Source organism: Stenotrophomonas maltophilia (assembly GCF_039555535.1).
Taxonomy (GTDB): Bacteria; Pseudomonadota; Gammaproteobacteria; order Xanthomonadales; family Xanthomonadaceae; genus Stenotrophomonas; species Stenotrophomonas maltophilia_Q.
The window spans coordinates 987,004-1,006,679 of sequence record NZ_CP154630.1; the positions used below are offsets into that span (position 1 = coordinate 987,004).

The 19,676-nt window shown below is 62.7% G+C and carries 16 protein-coding genes and 6 tRNA genes; 19 read left to right on the plus strand and 3 right to left on the minus strand.

Features of this window, described 5'->3' with window-relative positions; genetic code table 11:
• The first annotated feature begins 92 nt into the window (after positions 1-92).
• From lon to AASM09_RS04545, 8 genes are all read left to right on the plus strand, one after another.
• Positions 93-2,543, plus strand: a complete 2,451-nt coding sequence (lon, locus tag AASM09_RS04510) for an endopeptidase La (RefSeq protein WP_049426655.1) — start codon at positions 93-95, stop codon at positions 2,541-2,543.
• A 217-nt stretch (positions 2,544-2,760) separates the two neighbouring features.
• On the plus strand, positions 2,761-3,033 hold the full coding sequence (locus AASM09_RS04515; RefSeq protein WP_004146343.1) for an HU family DNA-binding protein: 273 nt from the start codon (positions 2,761-2,763) through the stop codon (positions 3,031-3,033).
• Positions 3,034-3,044: 11 nt separating this feature from the next.
• Positions 3,045-3,119 (plus strand) — tRNA-Val (locus AASM09_RS04520).
• Between the two features lie 26 nt (positions 3,120-3,145).
• Positions 3,146-3,222, plus strand: a tRNA-Asp gene (locus tag AASM09_RS04525).
• Between the two features lie 84 nt (positions 3,223-3,306).
• A tRNA-Asp gene (locus AASM09_RS04530) sits at positions 3,307-3,383 on the plus strand.
• Positions 3,384-3,470: 87 nt separating this feature from the next.
• Positions 3,471-3,547: transfer RNA gene (locus AASM09_RS04535), tRNA-Asp, on the plus strand.
• A 106-nt stretch (positions 3,548-3,653) separates the two neighbouring features.
• Positions 3,654-3,730: transfer RNA gene (locus AASM09_RS04540), tRNA-Asp, on the plus strand.
• Positions 3,731-3,877: 147 nt separating this feature from the next.
• Positions 3,878-5,833 (plus strand): peptidyl-prolyl cis-trans isomerase, encoded by a 1,956-nt coding sequence (locus tag AASM09_RS04545; protein ID WP_049430236.1) that lies wholly within the window; start codon positions 3,878-3,880, stop codon positions 5,831-5,833.
• Between the two features lie 182 nt (positions 5,834-6,015).
• On the opposite strand, the gene AASM09_RS04550 is transcribed toward AASM09_RS04545, so the two are convergent.
• Complete coding sequence (locus AASM09_RS04550) at positions 6,016-7,215, minus strand: lytic transglycosylase domain-containing protein (protein WP_049430235.1); 1,200 nt, start codon at positions 7,213-7,215, stop codon at positions 6,016-6,018.
• Positions 7,212-7,976, minus strand: coding sequence for a hydroxyacylglutathione hydrolase (gene gloB / locus AASM09_RS04555; RefSeq protein ID WP_049430232.1), 765 nt, complete (start codon positions 7,974-7,976; stop codon positions 7,212-7,214). The genes AASM09_RS04550 and gloB overlap by 4 nt, the downstream gene beginning before the upstream one ends.
• 11 nt (positions 7,977-7,987) lie before the next feature.
• Between gloB and AASM09_RS04560 the strand changes: the two genes are divergently transcribed.
• The 3 genes from AASM09_RS04560 to dnaQ are packed head-to-tail and all read left to right on the plus strand — an operon-like array spanning position 7,988 to position 9,834.
• Positions 7,988-8,632: a hypothetical protein gene (locus tag AASM09_RS04560; protein ID WP_049430230.1), complete on the plus strand. Its 645-nt coding sequence runs from the start codon at positions 7,988-7,990 to the stop codon at positions 8,630-8,632.
• A 13-nt stretch (positions 8,633-8,645) separates the two neighbouring features.
• A complete protein-coding gene (gene rnhA / locus AASM09_RS04565; protein ID WP_049430229.1) occupies positions 8,646-9,098 on the plus strand; it encodes a ribonuclease HI in 453 nt (150 codons plus the stop codon).
• A 4-nt stretch (positions 9,099-9,102) separates the two neighbouring features.
• Entirely contained in the window at positions 9,103-9,834 is a 732-nt protein-coding gene (dnaQ, locus tag AASM09_RS04570; RefSeq protein ID WP_049430227.1) for a DNA polymerase III subunit epsilon, read from the plus strand.
• Between the two features lie 61 nt (positions 9,835-9,895).
• On the opposite strand, the gene AASM09_RS04575 is transcribed toward dnaQ, so the two are convergent.
• Complete coding sequence (locus tag AASM09_RS04575) at positions 9,896-10,600, minus strand: PP2C family protein-serine/threonine phosphatase (RefSeq protein WP_049430225.1); 705 nt, start codon at positions 10,598-10,600, stop codon at positions 9,896-9,898.
• A gap of 165 nt (positions 10,601-10,765) precedes the next feature.
• Here AASM09_RS04575 and AASM09_RS04580 point away from each other — a divergent pair.
• The 8 genes from AASM09_RS04580 to AASM09_RS04615 all read left to right on the plus strand — a co-directional run bounded on the left by AASM09_RS04580 (position 10,766) and on the right by AASM09_RS04615 (position 19,673).
• Positions 10,766-10,856: transfer RNA gene (locus AASM09_RS04580), tRNA-Ser, on the plus strand.
• A 527-nt stretch (positions 10,857-11,383) separates the two neighbouring features.
• Positions 11,384-12,298: a helix-turn-helix transcriptional regulator gene (locus AASM09_RS04585; protein ID WP_329765479.1), complete on the plus strand. Its 915-nt coding sequence runs from the start codon at positions 11,384-11,386 to the stop codon at positions 12,296-12,298.
• A gap of 62 nt (positions 12,299-12,360) precedes the next feature.
• On the plus strand, positions 12,361-12,861 hold the full coding sequence (locus AASM09_RS04590) for a BrxE family protein (protein WP_032968954.1): 501 nt from the start codon (positions 12,361-12,363) through the stop codon (positions 12,859-12,861).
• A 2-nt stretch (positions 12,862-12,863) separates the two neighbouring features.
• Positions 12,864-13,652 carry a DUF1819 family protein gene (locus AASM09_RS04595; RefSeq protein ID WP_004146418.1) on the plus strand — a complete coding sequence of 263 codons (789 nt, stop codon included), beginning with the start codon at positions 12,864-12,866 and terminating at the stop codon, positions 13,650-13,652.
• Positions 13,633-14,208: a BREX protein BrxB domain-containing protein gene (locus tag AASM09_RS04600; RefSeq protein ID WP_004146420.1), complete on the plus strand. Its 576-nt coding sequence runs from the start codon at positions 13,633-13,635 to the stop codon at positions 14,206-14,208. Before AASM09_RS04595 ends, AASM09_RS04600 begins: the two co-directional genes overlap by 20 nt.
• 29 nt (positions 14,209-14,237) lie before the next feature.
• Positions 14,238-17,861 carry a BREX system P-loop protein BrxC gene (gene brxC, locus AASM09_RS04605; protein WP_004146422.1) on the plus strand — a complete coding sequence of 1,208 codons (3,624 nt, stop codon included), beginning with the start codon at positions 14,238-14,240 and terminating at the stop codon, positions 17,859-17,861.
• 2 nt (positions 17,862-17,863) lie between these two features.
• Positions 17,864-19,195, plus strand: a complete 1,332-nt coding sequence (locus AASM09_RS04610; RefSeq protein ID WP_004146423.1) for an AAA family ATPase — start codon at positions 17,864-17,866, stop codon at positions 19,193-19,195.
• Positions 19,188-19,673, plus strand: coding sequence for a hypothetical protein (locus AASM09_RS04615; protein ID WP_032968944.1), 486 nt, complete (start codon positions 19,188-19,190; stop codon positions 19,671-19,673). Before AASM09_RS04610 ends, AASM09_RS04615 begins: the two co-directional genes overlap by 8 nt.
• Positions 19,674-19,676: the final 3 nt, after the last annotated feature.

Below are 19,676 nucleotides of genomic sequence, written 5' to 3' on the forward strand. Positions count from 1 at the left end.
GAAAGCCGATGGCCCCATAACGGGGCCATCGGCTTTTTTTGTCTCCGGAAGATGCCCTCCCGGAGGCGGTTTTCCCCTTCCCTGGAGCCCCCATGGCCCGTTCCCCAAGTGAAACCCTCGACCTGCCGGTCCTGCCGCTGCGCGACGTAGTGGTGTTCCCGCACATGGTCATCCCGCTGTTCGTCGGCCGTGACAAGTCCATGCACGCGCTCGAACAGGCAATGGAATCGGACAAGCGCATCCTGCTGCTGGCGCAGAAGTCGGCCGAGACCGACGACCCGCATGCGGCCGACCTCTACCAGGTCGGTACGCTGGCGCAGGTGCTGCAGCTGCTGAAGCTGCCCGACGGCACCATCAAGGTGCTGGTCGAAGGCCTGTCGCGCGTGCAGGTCACCCACGTCGACGAGCGCAACGGCTCGCTGCACGGCCAGGCCGTGGAGATCGACGCCACCGACGAGCGCGAAGCGCGCGAGGTCGAGGCGATCGCACGCTCGCTGATGTCGTTGTTCGAGCAGTACGTCAAGACCAACCGCAAGCTGCCGCCGGAACTGCTGCAGACGCTGTCGGGCATCGATGAGCCCGCGCGCCTGGCCGACACCATCGCCGCGCACATCAGCGTGCGCCTGGCCGACAAGCAGCGGCTGCTGGAAACGCTGGCCGTGGGCGACCGCCTGGAGATGCTGGTCGGCCTGGTCGACGGCGAGATCGACGTGCAGCAGATGGAGAAGCGCATCCGCGGCCGCGTGAAGTCGCAGATGGAGAAGAGCCAGCGCGAGTACTACCTCAACGAACAGATGAAGGCCATCCAGAAGGAACTGGGTGACCTGGACGACGCACCGGGCGAGCTGGAAGAGCTGGCCCGCAAGATCGCCGAAGCCGGCATGCCGAAGGCCGTTGAAGCCAAGGCACGCAACGAACTGAACAAGCTCAAGCAGATGTCGCCGATGTCCGCCGAAGCGGCCGTCGTGCGCAACTACCTGGAGTGGTTGCTGGGCGTGCCGTGGAAGAAGCGCAGCAAGGTGCGCAAGGACCTCAAGGCCGCGCAGGACACCCTGGACGCCGATCACTACGGCCTGGAGAAGGTCAAGGAACGCATCCTTGAATACCTGGCGGTGCAGTCGCGCGTGAAGCAGATGAAGGGCCCGATCCTGTGCCTGGTCGGGCCGCCGGGCGTGGGCAAGACCTCGCTGGGCCAGTCCATCGCCAAGGCCACCAACCGCAAGTTCGTGCGCATGTCGCTGGGCGGCGTGCGCGACGAGGCGGAGATCCGTGGTCACCGTCGTACCTACGTCGGTTCGATGCCGGGCCGCATCGTGCAGAACCTCAACAAGGTCGGCAGCAAGAACCCGCTGTTCGTGCTCGACGAGATCGACAAGATGTCGATGGACTTCCGTGGCGATCCGTCCTCGGCGCTGCTGGAAGTGCTCGACCCGGAACAGAACAACGCCTTCAACGACCACTACCTGGAAGTGGACCTGGACCTGTCCGAAGTGATGTTCGTGGCCACCTCGAACTCGCTCAACATTCCGGGCCCGCTGCTGGACCGCATGGAAGTGATCCGCATCCCCGGCTACACCGAGGATGAGAAGCTCAACATCGCCACCCGTTATCTGGTGCCCAAGCAGATCAAGGCCAACGGCCTGCAGCCGGAAGAGCTGGAGATCGGCAGCGATGCCATCCAGGACATCGTGCGCTACTACACGCGCGAATCGGGCGTGCGCAACCTGGAACGCGAGATCGCCAAGATCTGCCGCAAGGTGGTGAAGGAGATCGCGCTGGCCGGCCCGCAGCCGGCGGCGAAGGCGAAGAAGGGTGCGAAGAAGAAGGCGCTGGTGAGCGTGTCCAGCAAGAACCTGGACAAGTACCTGGGCGTGCGTCGCTTCGACTTCGGCCGTGCCGAGGAAGAGAACGAGATCGGCCTGGTCACCGGCCTGGCCTGGACCGAGGTCGGCGGCGATCTGCTGCAGATCGAATCGACGCTGGTGCCGGGCAAGGGCCAGCTGATCCTGACCGGCCAGCTCGGCAACGTGATGAAGGAATCGGCGTCGGCGGCACTGTCGGTGGTGCGTTCGCGCGCGGTCGGCTTCGGCATCGACAGCGACTTCCTGCAGAAGCATGACGTGCACCTGCACGTGCCGGATGGTGCCACGCCGAAGGACGGCCCAAGTGCCGGCGCGGCGATGGTGACCTCGCTGGTGTCGATGCTGACCAAGGTGCCGGTGCGTGCCGATGTTGCGATGACCGGCGAGATCACCCTGCGTGGTCGCGTCACCGCGATCGGTGGCCTGAAGGAAAAGCTGCTGGCGGCACTGCGTGGTGGCATCCGCACGGTCATCATCCCGGAAGAGAACCGTAAGGACCTGGCCGACATTCCGGCCAACGTCACCCGCGATCTGAAGATCGTGCCGGTGAAGTACATCGAAGAAGTCCTGGACCTGGCGCTGGAGCGTCCGTTGGCACCGAAGAGGGCGCGCAAGAGTGCGCAGCGTGTCACGGTGCGCAGCAAGGCCAAACCGAGTGGAAGCGCGCGCGTCAAGCATTGATGCGCGCTGTCCAATGGCCCGAAACCCGCGTCGTTGCTGGCTTTCCAGCTTGCGTGGGGGTAGGGCCACTGGTATAAAAGCAGCACTCGCGAATGAGTGATCGCTGTCAGCGATGACTGAATCGGCGAACCGTTTCCACATGGCGGCCGCATGCAGAAGGCATGCGGTTGCTTCCCTGTCGAATAAGCGGAACCCACCGCCAAAGGAGTTGTAGAGAATGAACAAGACCGAATTGATCGATGCCGTTGCTGAAGCTGCCGACCTGACCAAGGCCGAGTCCAGCCGCGCTGTCGATGCCGTCGTTGCTGCCGTCACCAAGGCGCTGAAGGACGGCGATGCGGTCACCCTGGTTGGCTTCGGTACCTTCCAGGTCCGCGACCGTGCTGCACGCACCGGCCGCAACCCGAAGACCGGCGACACCATCAAGATCGCTGCTTCGAAGAATCCGTCGTTCAAGGCTGGTAAGGCCCTGAAGGATGCTGTAAACTAAGCGGCTCGCTGGGGTGCTTAGCTCAGCGGTAGAGCGTCTCCTTTACACGGAGAGGGTCGGGGGTTCGAAACCCTCAGCACCCACCACAGCACCGCGGTAAAAGTTTGAGTGTGGAGCGGTAGTTCAGCTGGTTAGAATGCTGGCCTGTCACGCCGGAGGTCGCGGGTTCGAGTCCCGTCCGCTCCGCCATTCAACGAGGCCTCCGGCCAAAAGCTGGAGGCTTTGTTTTCTTCCCGGTCCAGGCTGGTTGGAAAGCAAAAAAAGCAACAATGCGGAGCGGTAGTTCAGCTGGTTAGAATGCTGGCCTGTCACGCCGGAGGTCGCGGGTTCGAGTCCCGTCCGCTCCGCCACTACATCGAGGCCCCCGGCCTGAAGCCGGGGGCCTTGTCTTCTCCCCGGAAGGTTCGGGAAGAAGGCGAAAAGGTTTTTGCAAGAACGGAGCGGTAGTTCAGCTGGTTAGAATGCTGGCCTGTCACGCCGGAGGTCGCGGGTTCGAGTCCCGTCCGCTCCGCCATTGCAGAATTCTTAAGTCCCTGTGAAAAAACTTTGAAAAAAGTGTTCATCGGGCTGGGTTTCCAGGAAGTCTTCGGATATACTGGGCGCCTGCAAAGTTTCAGCGCGGAGCGGTAGTTCAGCTGGTTAGAATGCTGGCCTGTCACGCCGGAGGTCGCGGGTTCGAGTCCCGTCCGCTCCGCCAACTTTAAAAGCCCTCGGCGCAAGCCGGGGGCTTTTTCTTTGTGTCGTCGCGAAGCGGTGCGCAGGCCACGCCGGTGCTGCTTTTGGTCCCTGCGGCGAAGCGGGTTACACTGCCGGGCTCGCCAATCAGGCCTTGTGATTCCTCACCATGCTGCAGAAACTCCGCGACAAGACCTCAGGCTGGATCGTCACCGTGATCCTGGGGCTGCTGATGATTCCGTTCCTGTTCGTGATCGACAACAGCTACCTGGGTGGCGTTGGCGCACAGAACGTGGCCAAGGTTTCCGCGCCCCCGACCTGGTGGCGTTCGGCACCGTCGTGGTGGCCGGTGCGCATGCTGTGGCAGCACCATGAGATCAGCGCGCAGGATTTCCGCACCCGCTTCGAGCAGGAGCGCATGCGTGAGCGCCAGCAGCAGGGCGAGAACTTCGACCCGCGCGCGTTCGAGAGCACCCAGAACAAGCTGGCCGTGCTCGACCAGCTGATCGACGAGCAGGTCGTGCGCCTGGTCGGCGAGCAGGCCGGCGTGGTGATCGGCGATGGCGCGGTGCGCGAGTACATCGCCACCATCCCGGCCTTCCTCGATTCGAACGGCAAGTTCAACGAGAACAACTACCGCCTGGCGCTGGCCGGTGGCAATCCGCCGCGTACCCCGACCCAGTTCCAGGAACTGGTGCGTGAGAGCCTGCAGCAGTCGGTGATTCCGTCGGGCCTGCAGAACTCCGGCTTCGTTACCCAGTCCGAGACCGAGCGCCTGCTGAAGCTGCTGGGCGAAACCCGCGACGTCGAACTGGCCGCGCTGCCGGAAGTGCCGGCCGATACCGCGCCGGTGACCGATGCGCAGATCAAGCAGTGGTACGACAGCCACGGCAAGGACTTCCGCCAGGCCGAGAGCGTCTCGCTGGAGTACGTCGAGATCAATGGCGCGAACCTGCCGGCACCGACCGCAGCCGATGAAGCCACCCTGCGCAAGCGCTATGAAGACGAGAAGGCGAAGTTCACCACGCCGGAGCGGCGCCAGGCCTCGCATATCCTGATCACCGGCGACGGTGCCGAAGCCAAGGCGAACAAGATTGCCGCCGAAGCCAAGGCCGCCGGCGCCGACTTCGCTGCACTGGCCAAGGCCAACTCGGAAGACCCGGGTTCGAAGGGGCAGGGGGGGGACCTGGGTTGGGTCGAACGCGGCGCGATGGTCAAGCCGTTTGAAGATGCGCTGTTCGCCGCCAAGGCCGGTGACGTGATTGGTCCGGTCAAGACCGAATTCGGCTATCACATCATCAAGGTTGCCGCGGTCCGTGGTGGCCAGGGCAAGTCCTTCGAGGAAGTGCGTGACACGCTGGCTGCCGAGCAGCTGAAGGCCGATGGCGAGCGCGGCTTCAACGAACTGGCCGGCCGTCTGGTCGACGCCATCAACAAGAGCCCGAGCGATCTGGCTGCTGCGGCCAAGGAAGTGAACCTGCCGCTGCAGACCCTGGGCCCGATCACCCGCGCCACCGCCAGTGGCATCGCCGCCGACCCGGCCGTGCTGCGTGCCGCGTTCTCCGACGTGCTGGTGCAGGACGGGACCGCCAGCGACCCGATCGCTCTGGGCGGCGCGACCAACCACAGCGTGGTCATCCGCGTGGCCGCGCACACCCCGGAACAGGCCATGCCGCTGGACAAGGCCCGCAAGCAGGTGATCGCCGCGATCCGTGCCGACCGCCAGCGCCAGGCCAGCGACAAGGCAGCCGATGCCGTGCTGGCCAAGCTGAAGGCGGGCGCCACCCTGCAGTCGCTGGCGGCCAGCGAGAAGCTGCAGCTGAGCCCGATGCCGGGCCTGCCGCGCAGCCAGCCGGTGCCGACCCCGGAAATCAACCGCGCGATCTTCAGCGCGCCGGTGCCGGCCGAGGGCAAGCCGAGCTACGGCAAGGTCGACGTCAACGGCCACGCGCTGCTGTTCGCGGTGAACAAGGTGAACCCGGGCGACGTGAAGGAAGTGACCGCCGAGCAGCAGAAGCAGCTGAAGGACCAGCTGAGCCAGATCGATGGCATGGCTGCGGCCAAGGCCTACGTCGAGGCGATGCGCAAGAAGTTCGTGATCCAGACCACCGAAGCGAACCTGTAAGCCTCGCGGTGGACAGGACGAGAAAGGCCCGGCAATGCCGGGCCTTTTTTATTGGGAGCGATGCTGGAAATTGAACTGTAGAGCCGAGCCTACGCTCGGCTTGTCATGAACCCCGACACGTCGCAGGCAAGAAAAAAGCCGAGCATGGGCTCGGCTACATGGGGAGGCGCTTGGCCTGCGCGTCAGTCCTCCACGCGCAGTACCGCGCCAGGCTTCAGCACGCTGCTGCCGCTCAGGCCGTTCAGCGACAGCAGGGCCTTCACCGGCATGCCGTAGCGGCGGGCGATGGTCCAGGCCGACTCGCCATCACGCACGGTGTGGCGGCGACTGCGCGGACGGTCGGCGATCGCGGCGACGGTCCTGCTGGCCTGCGGCGCGGGTACAGCGGCCGCCACCGGTGCGGCGCTGGCGACCAGCGTGGTCGCTGCCTCCGTTACCGTCGCATTTGCGGCCGAGACCGGTGCCAGCACGCGGGTGGTGCCCGAGGGGCGGCCACCGGAGGCCAGGGCCGGGTTGAGGCGGGCGATCCTGGCCGGGTCCAGGGCGCGCTGTGCGGCCCACTGCTGCACGCTGGTGCCCGCAGGCAGCGTGTGGTCCTTCAGCACCGGCACGGTGCGGTCCAGCGAGGCCATCACGCCAGGCTGGTCTTCCACGTCTTCCAGCACGCACGCCAGGGCATGCAGCTTCTCGACGTAGGCATGGGTGACCGGCGACAGGCCGGGCAACGCCGAAGGCTTGGCGTTCTGCGCGTTCATGCCAGCCTTGCGCATGGACTGCAGCACGCGGTACTCGCCGGCGTTGTAGGCCATGGTGGCCAAGCGCCAGTCGCCGCCGAACATGCCGTGCAGGGTCTTCAGGTAGCGCACTGCGGCCTGGGTCGAATCGACCGCCGACAGGCGGCCGTCATAGCCATTGGTCATCGGCACGCGGTGGTTGCGCGCGGTGGTGGCGATGAACTGCCACAGCCCGGTCGGGCCGCTGCCGTTGCGGGCATTGGGCCGGTAGCCGCTTTCCACGAAAGGAATCAGCGCGAACTCGGTGGGCAGGTCGGCCTTGCGCAGCTCTTCGACCACGTAGCCGAACAGCACCAGCGCATCGTCATCCTGGTTGGCCAGGCGCGAGGGGGCGTGGGCGAACTGCTTCTGCCAGCGCGGGCTGGTGGCCTCGGCGTCGCAGCTGGGTTCGGCCAGGCCGTCGCGGAAGCTGGTGAAGATCTCCTGGCCGTTGCGCACCGAGGCCGCTGGCAGCGAGGACGGATCCAGTGGCAGGGCCGCGGCAGCGGTCAGGTTCTGGCTGATGCCGGCGCCCAGCGACTGTGCGCCCGCGGTTCCGGCCAGCCCCAGGGCAAGGCCCAGGGCCAGCGGCAGACTTCGGCGCATCATGCGCGGAAGCCGTCTTTCCAATGCCGGAGACCGGCCATCACGTCGACGTCGTCAACGACGTCACGGCCCAGGTGTGCCGACACCGACGCACGGATGGGCGCCGCGTGCACACGCAGGAAGGGATTGCAGTCGAACTCGTTGGCCAGGGTTACCGGCAGGGTGGAACGGTCATCGCGGCGCATGGCCAAAGCCTCCTCTTGGCGCTGCCACAGGGCAGCGTTGGCGGGGTCGACATGCCGCGCGAAGACGGCATTTGACACGGTGTACTCGTGGGCGCAACAAAGCAGCAGTTGCGCGGGCAAGGTACCCAGCTTGCGCATCGATGCCAGCAGCTGGGACGGCGTACCTTCGAACAGACGTCCACAGCCCAGGCTGAACAAAGAATCTCCACTGAAAAGATGTTCAGCAGTGTGAAACGCGATGTGGCTGCGGGTATGCCCGGGCACGGATAGTACGTGGAACGTCCGGCCCAGTGCCTGAACGCGTTCACCTTCGCCGACCCGCTCGGTCGCCGTGGGAATGCGCTCTTCGACCGGCGCGATCACCCGCGCATCGGGAAAACGTGCTTTCAGGGCAGGCACGCCACCGATGTGGTCGTCGTGGTGGTGGGTGAGCAGGATCGTATCCACGCGCAGGCCCTGATCGGCCAGCGCGAGCACCGGCGCGGCGTCGCCGGGGTCAACGACCACGGCGGCACCCTCGTCGTCGATCAGCGTCCAGATGTAGTTATCCGCAAATGCGGGCAGGGCAGTCAGTCGCATAGAATTGGACCATGCCCGCGCTGCAGAGCACCCGTCAAGCGAGCCAGACCCCGTGGTTCGACAGTGAGCCGGCGGCGGCCCTGCGCGTTCTGGAACGGCAGTTGCTGCTTCCGCAGCTGTCGGTGCTGCCCGCGCAACCCTGGTTGTGGATCGCACCGAGTGCGGCCTGGCTGGAGGATGCGCAGCTGGGTGGGCGCGGCCTGCGCCTGTACCGGCAGGGGCCGGGCTATGGCGGCGATACCCGCTGCGGGCTGCCCTTGCCCCTGGCCAACGAGAGCGTCAATGCGATCGTGCTGCAGCATGTCACCACAGGCGATGCCGACCAGCTGCTCGACGAGTGCGAGCGCGTATTGATGCCGGGCGGGCATTTGTGGCTGAGCAGCCTCAATCCGTTCAGCCCGTACCGCACGCACTGGCGGCAGCATGGGCTGGTGGTGCGTACGCCGCAGCGGATCCGCCTGCTGCTCGGCCGCCATGGCCTGGAGTGCGACGATATGCGCTACCTCGGCCCGCTCTGGCGCGGTGCCGGCAGCCGTCGTGCGGGGGGCTGGGCGCCATTGCGCGCGGCCTGCCTGTTCCATGCGGAAAAACGCACGCTGGCCCTGCCCGGGCCGAAACCGTTGCCGGTGCGCTGGCACGGCACCGTTGCTACCTGATTCTGGAGCTGTATTGAAAACCATCGAAATCCACACCGACGGATCCTGCCTCGGCAATCCCGGCCCCGGCGGCTGGGCCGCGTTGCTGCGCTACAAGGGCCACGAGCGCGAGCTCAGTGGCGGTGAGGCGCACACCACCAACAACCGGATGGAGCTGATGGCGGCCATTTCCGGGCTGGAGACGCTGACCGAGCCGTGCAACATCGTGCTCTACACCGACTCGCAGTACGTGCGGCAGGGCCTGACCCAGTGGATGCCCGGCTGGATCCGCAAGAACTGGAAGACTGCCGGCGGTGATCCGGTGAAGAACCGCGAGCTGTGGGAGCGCCTGCACGCGGCCACGCTGCGGCACCAGATCGACTGGCGCTGGGTGAAGGGGCACTCCGGCGACCCGGACAATGAGCGGGTGGATACCCTGGCCCGCAACGCGGCGATCCAGGTCCGCGACGCCAGCCCGGTAAACTGAGCCCATGCGTCAGATCATCCTCGATACCGAAACCACCGGCCTGGAGTGGAAGAAGGGCAACCGCATCGTCGAAATCGGCTGCGTGGAGCTGTTCAAGCGCCGCCCGACCGGCAACAACTACCACCAGTACATCAAGCCGGACTGCGAGTTCGAACAGGGCGCGCAGGAAGTCACCGGCCTGACCCTGGAGTTCCTCGATGACAAGCCTGAATTCGCGCAGATTGCCGATGAGTTCCTGGCGTTCATCGATGGCGCCGAGCTGATCATCCACAACGCGGCGTTCGACCTCGGCTTCCTCGACAACGAGTTGTCACTGCTGGGGCCGCAGTACGGAAAGATCACCGATCGCTGTACGGTGATCGATACCCTGGCGATGGCGCGTGAGCGCTTCCCGGGCCAGCGCAACTCGCTGGATGCGCTGTGCAAGCGGCTGGGCGTGGACAACTCGCACCGTGCGCTGCACGGTGGCCTGCTCGATGCGCAGATCCTGGGCGATGTCTATATCGCGCTGACCTCGGGCCAGGAAGAGATCGGCTTCGGCCTGGGCGATGAAGATGGCGGCGGCGCCGGCGCGGGGTTGCAGGCTTTCGATACCAGCAAGCTGCTGCCGCGTCCGCGCGTGGTGGCTACACCGTCGGAACTGGAAGCGCACACCGCGCGACTGGAGCGGCTGCGCAAGAAGGCCGGGCACGCACTGTGGGATGGCCCGAAGGTGGAAGAGCCCGCCAGCGCCTGATCATCCACGCATGGCGTGGATCTGCTGTAGAGCCGAGCCATGCTCGGCTCATGCGCGAGGCTCAGTGGCAGCGCACCAGGATCACGCTGATGTTGTCGCGGCCACCGCCGTCGAGTGCGGCGGCGACCAGCGTATCCACGCATTCCTGCGCGCTGGCATCTTCGAATGCCAGGGTGTGGGCGATGCCGCGGTCATCCACTTCCTCGGTGAGACCGTCACTGCACAGCAGCAGCTGCATGCCCGGGCGCAGCTCACCGCTGGTGGTGGCCACGTTCAGGTGGGCCGGATCAGTCACGCCCAGTGCCTGGGTGACCACGTTGCGGTGCGGATGCGCGCGGGCCTGCTCGGCGGTCAGGTTGCCCTGCGCGACCAGTTCCTGCACCACGCTGTGGTCCTGGCTGAGCTGCGCCAGCTGGCCGTCGCGCCACAGGTAGGCGCGGCTGTCGCCGACCCAGGCCACTTCATAGCGGTTGCCCTGCACACGCGCGGCGACCACGGTGGTACCCATCGGCAACGTGTCGTTGCGCCGGCGCGAGGCACGGATGATCTCTTCGTCGGCAGTGCGGATGGCCTGTGCCAGCGGTGCGCCGCGGCGGATCTCGCGCACGATGGTTTCGCGCGCCAGTGCACTGGCCACTTCGCCGCAGGCATGCCCGCCCATGCCATCGGCCACCAGCCACAGGGCCAGCTCGCTGTCACCGTAGTAGGTGTCCTCGTTGAGCTCGCGGCGCATGCCGGGGTGGGTGAGGTGTCCGAATTCGATCATGGTAGGCAGGGCGGGGTATTGCCGGGGGAGACAGGCATCATCGGGTGGCCGCAGGCATCCGGCAAGGCATGCGCCCAGGAAATTTACACTTCGTTGGCCAGAATCACTTGTCGTCGGCCTCACTTCCTCGTATGATGCGCGTCCCCGGTCCGCCGGGGACCACCCGGAGAGGTGGCAGAGTGGTTGAATGTACCTGACTCGAAATCAGGCAGGCGTTTATAGCGCCTCGGGGGTTCGAATCCCCCCCTCTCCGCCAGATACTTGAACTAAGCCCTTGAATTTCAAGGGCTTTTTTCATTTGTGGCCTGGCTGGTATGCCATCTGGTATGCCATCGGGGGCTGGCTGCTGCTGGATCCATCTGGACGGGGGCGCGTCTGCCTTGCTGGTCAGAGCGTTTGGATGCCATAGGAGCCAAGCGGGCAGGACGCGGTCCCTCGAAGCACTTATATCGATGTGGCACACAGATGCGTTGGATCTGTGCTGCAAAGCGTGCTGTACGATCGCTTCAACTTTTCTACAAGCTCAAGACTCCCTGTTGCGATGAGGGCCATCGGCAGCAGCTGGTTATGGTGGTGATCTTGGTGCCGTAGCGTCCTGATGGCCGCTCTGCAGAGATCTGCAGGTGGATGGGCTGCCTCGAACGGAGATGGTTATTAAAATGCAGCCCTTGTGTGATCATGATGGTAGTGTTCGGGGGTTGCCGGTAGACCGCAGGCTTTCCCCTAGAGTTCGTACAAGGAATTACTGACCCGGATGAGTGATCTTTCCCCGGTATCGCACGGATGACGAACGAACAGCTTGCAGATCTAACCCAGCCACAACGCGACCGGCTCGCGTTTGTGGAGTTGCGCGTGCGCTTCATCGGGGAGATACGCCGTCAGGACTTGGTCACGCGGTTTGGCATCCAGTCCGCCGCCGCATCCAGGGATCTGGCGCTGTACAAGAAGTTGGCCCCGGGCAACATCGACTACGACCCCAAGGGCAAGTCCTACGTCTTGGGGCCGGACTTCCGGCCCGTATTCGACTTTCCCCCAGAGCGGGTGCTGTCGTGGCTGACCCAGGGCTTTGGCGATGGTGAGCCGATGCGGCTCAAGGCGTGGGTGATGAGCGAGAGCCCGTCACGGCTCACGCATCCGGATCTGGATGTGCTGGCGAGCGTGACCCGTGCGATTCACCAGGAGTGTCCGCTCGGCATCGAGTACCACTCCATCTCCAGTGGCCGCACTGAACGGGAGATCGTCCCGTTCGCGCTGATCGACAACGGCCTCCGTTGGCACGTCCGTGCATTCGACCGAAAGTCGCAGGAGTTCCGGGATTTCGTCATCACTCGGATCAAGCGCCCGGTGGCGCTTAAGGCGCAGCTAGTGGCGCCCCACGAGATGAGTGATCAGGACATCCAGTGGACCAGGATCGTGGAACTGGAGTTGGTGCCGCACCCCAATCAACCCCGTCCCGAGATCGCGGAGATGGATTACGGCATGACTGGCGGCATGGTGAAGATGAAGCTTCGGGCAGCGACTGCCGGCTACATCCTGCGCAAGTGGAGCGTCGACTGCACCGCAGACCACAGCCTTCGTGGGCCGGAGTACAGACTATGGCTGAAGGACCACTTGGCCTTGTACGGCGTCAAGAACGCCGTGCTGGCACCAGGGTATGCACCCTTGGATGCGGCCCGAGCAGGAGCGGAATGTGACTGAACAATAGCTACCACTGCCGGCGCCGGTCGCGTCGGTAGAACAAACGAATGACGAGAATTGAGATGAAAGAATCCTACCTACCGACATTGCTGCAGATGAGGATGCTTGTCGGCTTCCTTGGCGAGCGTGCTCAGTACGCCTGGTGGCCAACGGCGTTCTATGAGGCATCAAACAAGCTCTTCCTGGAGCCGGTCTTCTCGAAAACGTCTCGCCTCGCTCAGTACCACGGTGTGCTGGAAGCAGCCAGACGATTGCACGACGAGCATTTGAGCGTGGGTAGCTACCACCTGTTCCGGTTGCCCGAAGAGGTCGAGCAAGACCTGCACGCGACCGTGCAAAGTAGCGTGGGAGAAGAACTCGCCAGCCAGGCGCCACAAAGCAAAGAGGCTGCGCTTGATGCGTTGAAGCGATTGGCTGCCACGGGCGGCACTTCCAGCGTGGGTCCAACGGCGGTCGGGGGCATCAAGGATCTCGATTCCACCGACACACTGAAGGCTATCGCTGCGGCCTATCTATCGGCGTTCACACAGAACGCCAAAACTTATCCGTATCTGGTGGGGTGATCGTGGCCGACAACACGCCCTACACGACTCAGTTGCAAGCAGGCCTTGGGCTCGTCAACGAAACCAAGACGCTGCTCGACCTGTGGTCGCCTGGCATGTCGGCGAACCAGTTGCATCAGGTCGCACTGGAATCGGGTCGATTCCCCACCGTTACCGCGCGCCGACTTCGCAACATCGTCGTCGAATGCTTCGCTCCACGCTATCTCGTGGCAGGTGGTGCACCAGCAGCACATCTCAAGCGGCTGTCCGCAACGATATCCACGGCTGACCTGACGCAGCTCATGCTCGTTTTTACGAGTCGGGCCAACCCGATCCTTGGCGACTTCGTGCGCCATGTTTACTGGGCTCGATACGCCGGTGGATACACACAGATCACCAATGAAGACGCGCGGACCTTTGTCGAGCGCGGCATTGATGACGGCAAGACCATCAAGCGCTGGTCGGAAACCACTGTACGGCGTGTCTCCGCCTATCTGACCGGATGCTGCGCCGACTACGGAATGCTCGAACGTGGACTGCGCTCAAGCCGTCGCATCCTGCCGTTCCGTATTTCGCCAGCCGTGGCCGCGTACTTGGCCTACGAACTGCATTTTTCCTGTGTCGGTGATAACGCCCTGCTGACTCACGAAGACTGGCAGTTATTTGGCTTGGCGCGCGAAGACGTGCTGGAGGAAATCAAACGGCTCTCGCTGAAGGGGTTGCTCATCGTCCAGGCTGCTGGCGACGTGATTCGCATCAGCTGGAAACAACAAGACATGGAGGCGCTCTGCGATGTCCTCACTCAAAGCTGATTTCGACGAGTTGCGCGAGCGCATCCGCCACGGGCGTGAGCTCGGTCATGCGAGCTTCGAACCGATCTATTACCTCGTCTTCCCGCCAGAACAAATCCTCGAGGTGAAGCGGCAAACGCCCGCTTGGGTGGCCAAGCTGCACCAGGAAGGCTGGGATGTGCACACGTTCTCCATCGCTGAACAGATCTGGGCCCTACTGAAAGACGACCCGTTCTGGTCGCTGTGCGTGATGGAGGACAAGTCAGCGCCCTTGGATTGGCCACGTACCAACAAGGCGCTGGCGGACATCCTGACGGCGGATAACGGCCTGCTGAAGCGGCTGGAGGATGCCCTGCAGCCGCTCGAAGGCCAGCAGAACGCGCTGCTGTTGGTAACGGATCTTGAGGCACTGCATCCGTTTATGCGCATCGGCGCCATCGAAAGCCAGCTCCAGGGCAAGTTTCACGTGCCGACGATTTTTCTGTACCCCGGCGTGCGAACCGGCAAGACACGCCTGAAGTTTCTCGGCTTCTACCCGGAAGACGGCAATTACCGCTCCGTTCACGTCGGCGGCTGAACAGACAAAAGAACCCTGGGACAAACCATATGACCATTCGCTCACTCTTCGACCCAAGCAAGGACATCTACCGGACCATCGAGAAGGTCATCACCTATGGCGCCTCGCAAGAAGGCCGCCTCAAGGCTGAGATCTCCGAGTACGTGGTCACCGAGAGCATTGAGGAGCAGTTTCGCAAGCTCCTCGATCGCATGCAGCTCGCGATGGAGTCCGGTGGCGAGAATGAGGTGGGCGTTTGGGTCTCGGGCTTTTACGGCTCCGGTAAGAGCTCGTTTACCAAGTACCTCGGCTTGGCGTTTGATGATCAGCGCACCATCGACGGCACTCCGTTCATCAAATACCTGCAGGACCGCCTGCACAAGCCGCAGACCAAGGCTCTCCTCAGCACCGTGGCGCAGCGCTTCCCGGCCGCCGTGGTCATGCTGGACCTGGCCAGTGAAATGCTCGCCGGCGCCACCATGGAAGACGTCTCCACCGTCCTCTACTTCAAGGTGCTGCAGTGGGCCGGCTACTCGCGCAACCTGAAGGTTGCCGCTTTTGAGCGTATGGTCGAGAAGGACGGCCGCACGCCCGAACTCCATGAGCGCATCGCCCAGGCGCTACCAGGTGCCACCTGGGCTCGCGTGCAGAACAACCCACTGGCCATCGATGGCTTGATCCCGAAGATCGCCCATGAGATGTACCCGGCACTCTTCCCGGAGGCCAAGTCATTCTCGTCCAGCACCGAAGGCTTCTTCCAGTTCGAAGACCAGCGCGTGCAAGAGATGATCGACATCGTCCGCGAGAAGAGCGGCAAGCAGAACATCATCTTCATCGTCGACGAAGTTGGGCAGTACGTAGCCTCGCGCGACAACCTGATCCTAAACCTCGATGGTCTGGCCAAGAACCTCAAGAGGCTGGGCGATGGCAAGGCCTGGATCATCTCCACTGCGCAGCAGACCCTTACTGAGGACGATCCTCGCGCAGCGCTGAACTCGGACAAGCTCTATAAGCTGAAAGACCGCTTTCCGATTCAGATCGACCTGGAATCGAGCGACATCAAAGAGATCTGCTACCGACGTCTGCTCGGCAAATCACCGGCTGGCGAGACTGAGCTGGGCAAGCTGTTCGAAGCCCACGGCCAGGCGCTGCGGCACAACACCAAGCTGCAAGACGCCAAGTATTACGACGCGGACTTCAGCAAAGAGAGCTTCACCAATCTCTACCCATTCCTGCCGGCTCACTTCGACATCCTGCTGCACCTGCTGGGTGCACTGGCCAAGTCCACTGGCGGTATCGGCCTGCGCTCTGCGATCAAGGTGATCCAGGATGTCCTCAAGGGTGAAGGCGGCTCCAAGGCCATGGCCGATCAGCCCGTGGGCTGGCTCGCCACCACGGTCACCCTGTACGACGAGCTGGAAAAGGATATCCGCCGCGCCTTCACGTCTATTCATCAAGCGGTTGGCAAGGTCCAGATTCGCTTCCCGGATTCGCAGCTCCATCAGGACATCGCCAAGTCCGTCGCCGTGCTGCAGATTCTGGGCAACCTGCCGGTGTCAGTGCAGAACGTCGCCAGCCTGATGCATCCCTCCGTCACAGCAGCTTCGCAGCTCGACACGGTCAAGAAGGCCGTTGAAGAAATGCTGGGCGACGTGCATGTGCCGCTGGGCGAAAAGGATGGCAGCCTGGTATTCCTCAGCGAGAAGCTGCGAGATATCGAACAGGAGCGCGGCGCCATTGCACTGCGCACTGTCGACGTGAAACGCATCTTCAACGATGCACTGCGTGAGACCTTCGATCCGCTGCCCCGTGTCACCCTCCACGGCACGATGGCCGTCGCAACGGGCCTGAAGGTCCAGGCCGGCAGCGCCATCACCAGTCTGGCCGGTGATCAGAGCACCATCCAGACCGTTGTCGAGTTGGTGCCTGCCAGCGACTACGAGACCGCCAAGAACCGGATGCTGGATGACTCCCGCAGCCGCGCGGGCCGGAATGTCATCGGGCTCTTGGCTCGCGCCAATTCCGAACTCGACGATCTGGCAAACGAAATCTATCGCTGCCAGCGCATCGCCGAACTGCACCGCAACGAGCCCGACCAAGAGGTCAAGGACTACTGCACCGGCCAGCTCGACCGCGCCGCCAAGCTAGCGACCCAACTGCAGAGCAAGATCAAGCAAACCCTGCAAGCGGGCTCGTTTGTCTTCCGGGGCCAGGCTACGGCGGTATCGGCGCTGGATGCTGATCTGTTGGAGGCCGCCAAGAAGCTGCTCTCCGATGTGGCCGACCAAGTCTTCGACCGCTATGTCGAAGCCCCAGTACGCGCCGGAACCGACACCGCCGAGAAGTTCCTGAAAGTCGCCAACCCCGCAGCCATCAGCAGTGCACTGGACCCGCTCGGTTTGGTGCAAACCGTGGCCGGTCGTGCCTCGTTCAAAACCGACCATAAAGCGATGATCAGCATCCGCGACTACATCGACAAGCGCGGCACGGTCGATGGCAAGCGCCTGCTCGACGACTTCAGCAGCGCCCCGTTCGGGTGGTCGCCGGACACCACGCGGTACATAGTCGCGGCCATGCTTATGGCTGGAGAGATCAAGCTCAAGGTCTCGGGACGCGAAGTCACGGCCGCTGGGCAACAGGCCATCGATGCCCTGAAGACCAACAACTCCTTCAAGCAGATCGGCGTGGCCCTGCGCGACGAGCGCCCGTCCATCGAAATGCTCGGTCGGGCGGCAGAGCGGCTCACTGAACTGGTCGGTGACATGGTGATCCCGCTTGAGCAAGAGATCAGCAAGGCGGCGGCCAAGCACTTCCCGCGCTTCCAGCACGATTACGGCTCCTTGGCTGAAAAGCTCAGCGGCCTTGGGCTGGCGGGTAGCGAACGCATCCGTACTTTGAACCAGGACATTGCCGATGTCCTGTTCACCGATGCCTCCGACGCCCCGCAGCGCCTGGGTGCCGAAACCTCCGCCATTTACGACAATCTCAAGTGGGCCCTCGAAGTGAAGCGGGTGCTCGACAACGGGCTCGACGCCACCCTACGTGATTTGCAAGCTCATCGCCGCGACATCGAGGCATTGCCGGATACCGGTGTGCCAGGGGAGCTGCGCCGCGAACTTGCCGAAGATCTGGGAACCCTGTCAGAGCGCCTGGGCAAAGAAGACTTCTACAAACACACCGCCGACTTCAATTCGCAGCTCACCCATCTGAAGGGCCGCGTGCGCGATGCGGTCATCACGCTCTCCGACCAGCAAAAACTGCGTTTGAAGGAAGGTGTCGAGGATCTGCAGCGCATCCCCGAGTGGGAAGAGCTCACCCAGGAGGAGCGCGGCAACGCCGTGAACCGGCTGGACGGACTCGCCCTGGCTGCTACACAGGATCTGGCCGGACTCAAGAAGCTACTGGCCCGCGACTACGACATCAACAGCACTCTCGAAGACCTTAAGCGCTTCATTCAACGCCAGGGTCAGGAACGGCTTCGCCAGCGCATGGAAGAAGAGCGCGCCAAGACCGGCGGAAAAGGACCGGTCAAGCTCACCAAGTCAATTGCCGTGCCGGTGAAGATGACCTCTGCGGCAGACATCGACGCGCTGATTCAACAGCTCCACGAGATCAAGGCTCAGCTCGCGCTGTATGCCGAGATCGAAGTGTCATTTGCGCTCAAAGGAGAGTGACCATGCTCACGGCCATCACTTTGGAAGACTTCAAAAGCTACCGACAGGCAACATTACCGCTGTCTGCACTGACGGTACTGATCGGTGCTAATGCCTCAGGTAAGAGCAATGTCATCGAATGCTTGCGACTCTTGTCCTGGCTGGCTCAAGGGCAAAAACTTTCGGCTATCCGGTTTGCTGTGCAAAGCGGTGATCAAGTCGTGCGCGGTAAGCTTGAGGATTTGGCTTATCACCGTGGCGAGTCCTTTGGTTTGGGCGCGTATACGAATGCCACCGAGTGGAATCAGCTCAGTATGCGAATTGGCCGCCGCACGGATGGTCTGCATATCACAGAGGAAACCCTGACTCACACAGGTGCTTCTGTGCCGCTGTACACAATGGATCAACCCTCAAATGGCCAGGGCACTGACGCCAGAGTGGCGTACAACAACTTCGCAAAAGGCGGCAGAAAGCCACGTGTGACGTGCACTGACCAAGCGGCAATATTCACGCAGCTAACGAGCCCAGCTACTTTCGACGCGGCGCACAAAACATCGCGAGAGCGAATTCCTCCGATTACTAAAGACTTGGAGCAATTGCTTGCTGCCATTCTTTTTCTCGATCCCGTGCCAGCACAAATGCGTGAGTATGCGTTTCCCTCTGACAAAGACTTGCAAGGCAACGGCCGCAACGTCTCGGCGGTGTTATTCAATCTGTGGGGGCGTGAGGAACAAGCTCAGAATGAGCCTCATGCCAGCAACCGTGTCGCCATTCTAAGTTTCATTCAGAGCTTGCCCGAGCAAGATATCGCCGGCCTGTCCTTCCTAGAGGAGCCGCGCGGTGGCGTGATGGTTCAGCTCACCGAGACCTTTGGTGGCAGGACAGATCAGCGAGATGCTTCTTTGCTCTCCGATGGCACCTTGCGCGTTCTGGCTATTGCCGCTGCGATGTTGTCAGCCCCGGAAGGCAGTCTGGTGGTGATCGAAGAAATCGACAATGGCGTACACCCCAGCCGGGCTCACCACCTGCTGCAACAAATTCAAAACATCGCTAGCCAGCGCAACCTGCGCGTACTGCTCTCTACCCACAATCCAGCCATGCTGGATGCGTTGCCGGACAGTGCTGTACCTGATGTGGTTTTTTGCTATCGCCACCCTGAAGACGGCGCCAGCCGCCTGGTGCGCCTGGCCGATGTTCCTGACTATCCAGAACTGATAGCTCAAGGCACCCTGGGCCACCTGATGACCTCTGGTGCGTTGGAGCGCTTCGTCAAGTATCACCCAACGGGTGATGCACGCAAACAGCGTGCGCTGGATTGGCTGGCCAAGATGCGTTCGGGAGCCAGCAATGAGTGACATCGTCTTGCTGGATACGTCGGTGTATCTGAATGTTTTGGACGTGCCAGGCTTCAATCAAGATCGAGGCAACATCTTGGACGAATTTGTAGTCCGGGTTGAGCAAGGCGATTATTTCCTTTTGCCAATGGCTACCATTTGGGAGACTGGTGATCATATTGCCGACCTGGTCGATGGCCGTCTGCGTCGCCAGTTTGCTCAGTCACTCGTCGAGCAAGTTACACAGGCGTTCAATAACAAGGCGCCCTTTAGAACAACTTATTTTCCCGATAGCGAAGTCTTTCTACGCTGGCTTGGCGATTTCCCTGGCTATGCGCAACGCAATAAGTCAGACCGTCAAACTCGTGAAGGCGTCAGCCTCAGTGACCTCTCCATCATCAAAGAATGGGAGCAAACTCGCGACCGCCATGCCATGTCGCGTGTGTTGATTTGGTCGCTGGATCGAGATCTCGCCGCCTACGATACTGGAGCGCGCTAATCC

Excerpts from the sequence above, each read along its gene's own strand:
- AASM09_RS04550 (WP_049430235.1), bottom strand. The coding sequence starts at position 7,215 with ATGATGCGCCGAAGTCTGCCGCTGGCCCTGGGCCTTGCCCTGGGGCTG.
- AASM09_RS04590 (WP_032968954.1), top strand. The coding sequence starts at position 12,361 with ATGAAAGAATCCTACCTACCGACATTGCTGCAGATGAGGATGCTTGTC.
- dnaQ (WP_049430227.1), top strand. The coding sequence starts at position 9,103 with ATGCGTCAGATCATCCTCGATACCGAAACCACCGGCCTGGAGTGGAAG.
- gloB (WP_049430232.1), bottom strand. The coding sequence starts at position 7,976 with ATGCGACTGACTGCCCTGCCCGCATTTGCGGATAACTACATCTGGACG.
- lon (WP_049426655.1), top strand. The coding sequence starts at position 93 with ATGGCCCGTTCCCCAAGTGAAACCCTCGACCTGCCGGTCCTGCCGCTG.
- brxC (WP_004146422.1), top strand. The coding sequence starts at position 14,238 with ATGACCATTCGCTCACTCTTCGACCCAAGCAAGGACATCTACCGGACC.
- AASM09_RS04560 (WP_049430230.1), top strand. The coding sequence starts at position 7,988 with ATGCCCGCGCTGCAGAGCACCCGTCAAGCGAGCCAGACCCCGTGGTTC.
- AASM09_RS04575 (WP_049430225.1), bottom strand. The coding sequence starts at position 10,600 with ATGATCGAATTCGGACACCTCACCCACCCCGGCATGCGCCGCGAGCTC.
- AASM09_RS04545 (WP_049430236.1), top strand. The coding sequence starts at position 3,878 with ATGCTGCAGAAACTCCGCGACAAGACCTCAGGCTGGATCGTCACCGTG.
- AASM09_RS04610 (WP_004146423.1), top strand. The coding sequence starts at position 17,864 with ATGCTCACGGCCATCACTTTGGAAGACTTCAAAAGCTACCGACAGGCA.
- AASM09_RS04615 (WP_032968944.1), top strand. The coding sequence starts at position 19,188 with ATGAGTGACATCGTCTTGCTGGATACGTCGGTGTATCTGAATGTTTTG.
- AASM09_RS04515 (WP_004146343.1), top strand. The coding sequence starts at position 2,761 with ATGAACAAGACCGAATTGATCGATGCCGTTGCTGAAGCTGCCGACCTG.
- AASM09_RS04600 (WP_004146420.1), top strand. The coding sequence starts at position 13,633 with ATGTCCTCACTCAAAGCTGATTTCGACGAGTTGCGCGAGCGCATCCGC.
- AASM09_RS04585 (WP_329765479.1), top strand. The coding sequence starts at position 11,384 with ATGACGAACGAACAGCTTGCAGATCTAACCCAGCCACAACGCGACCGG.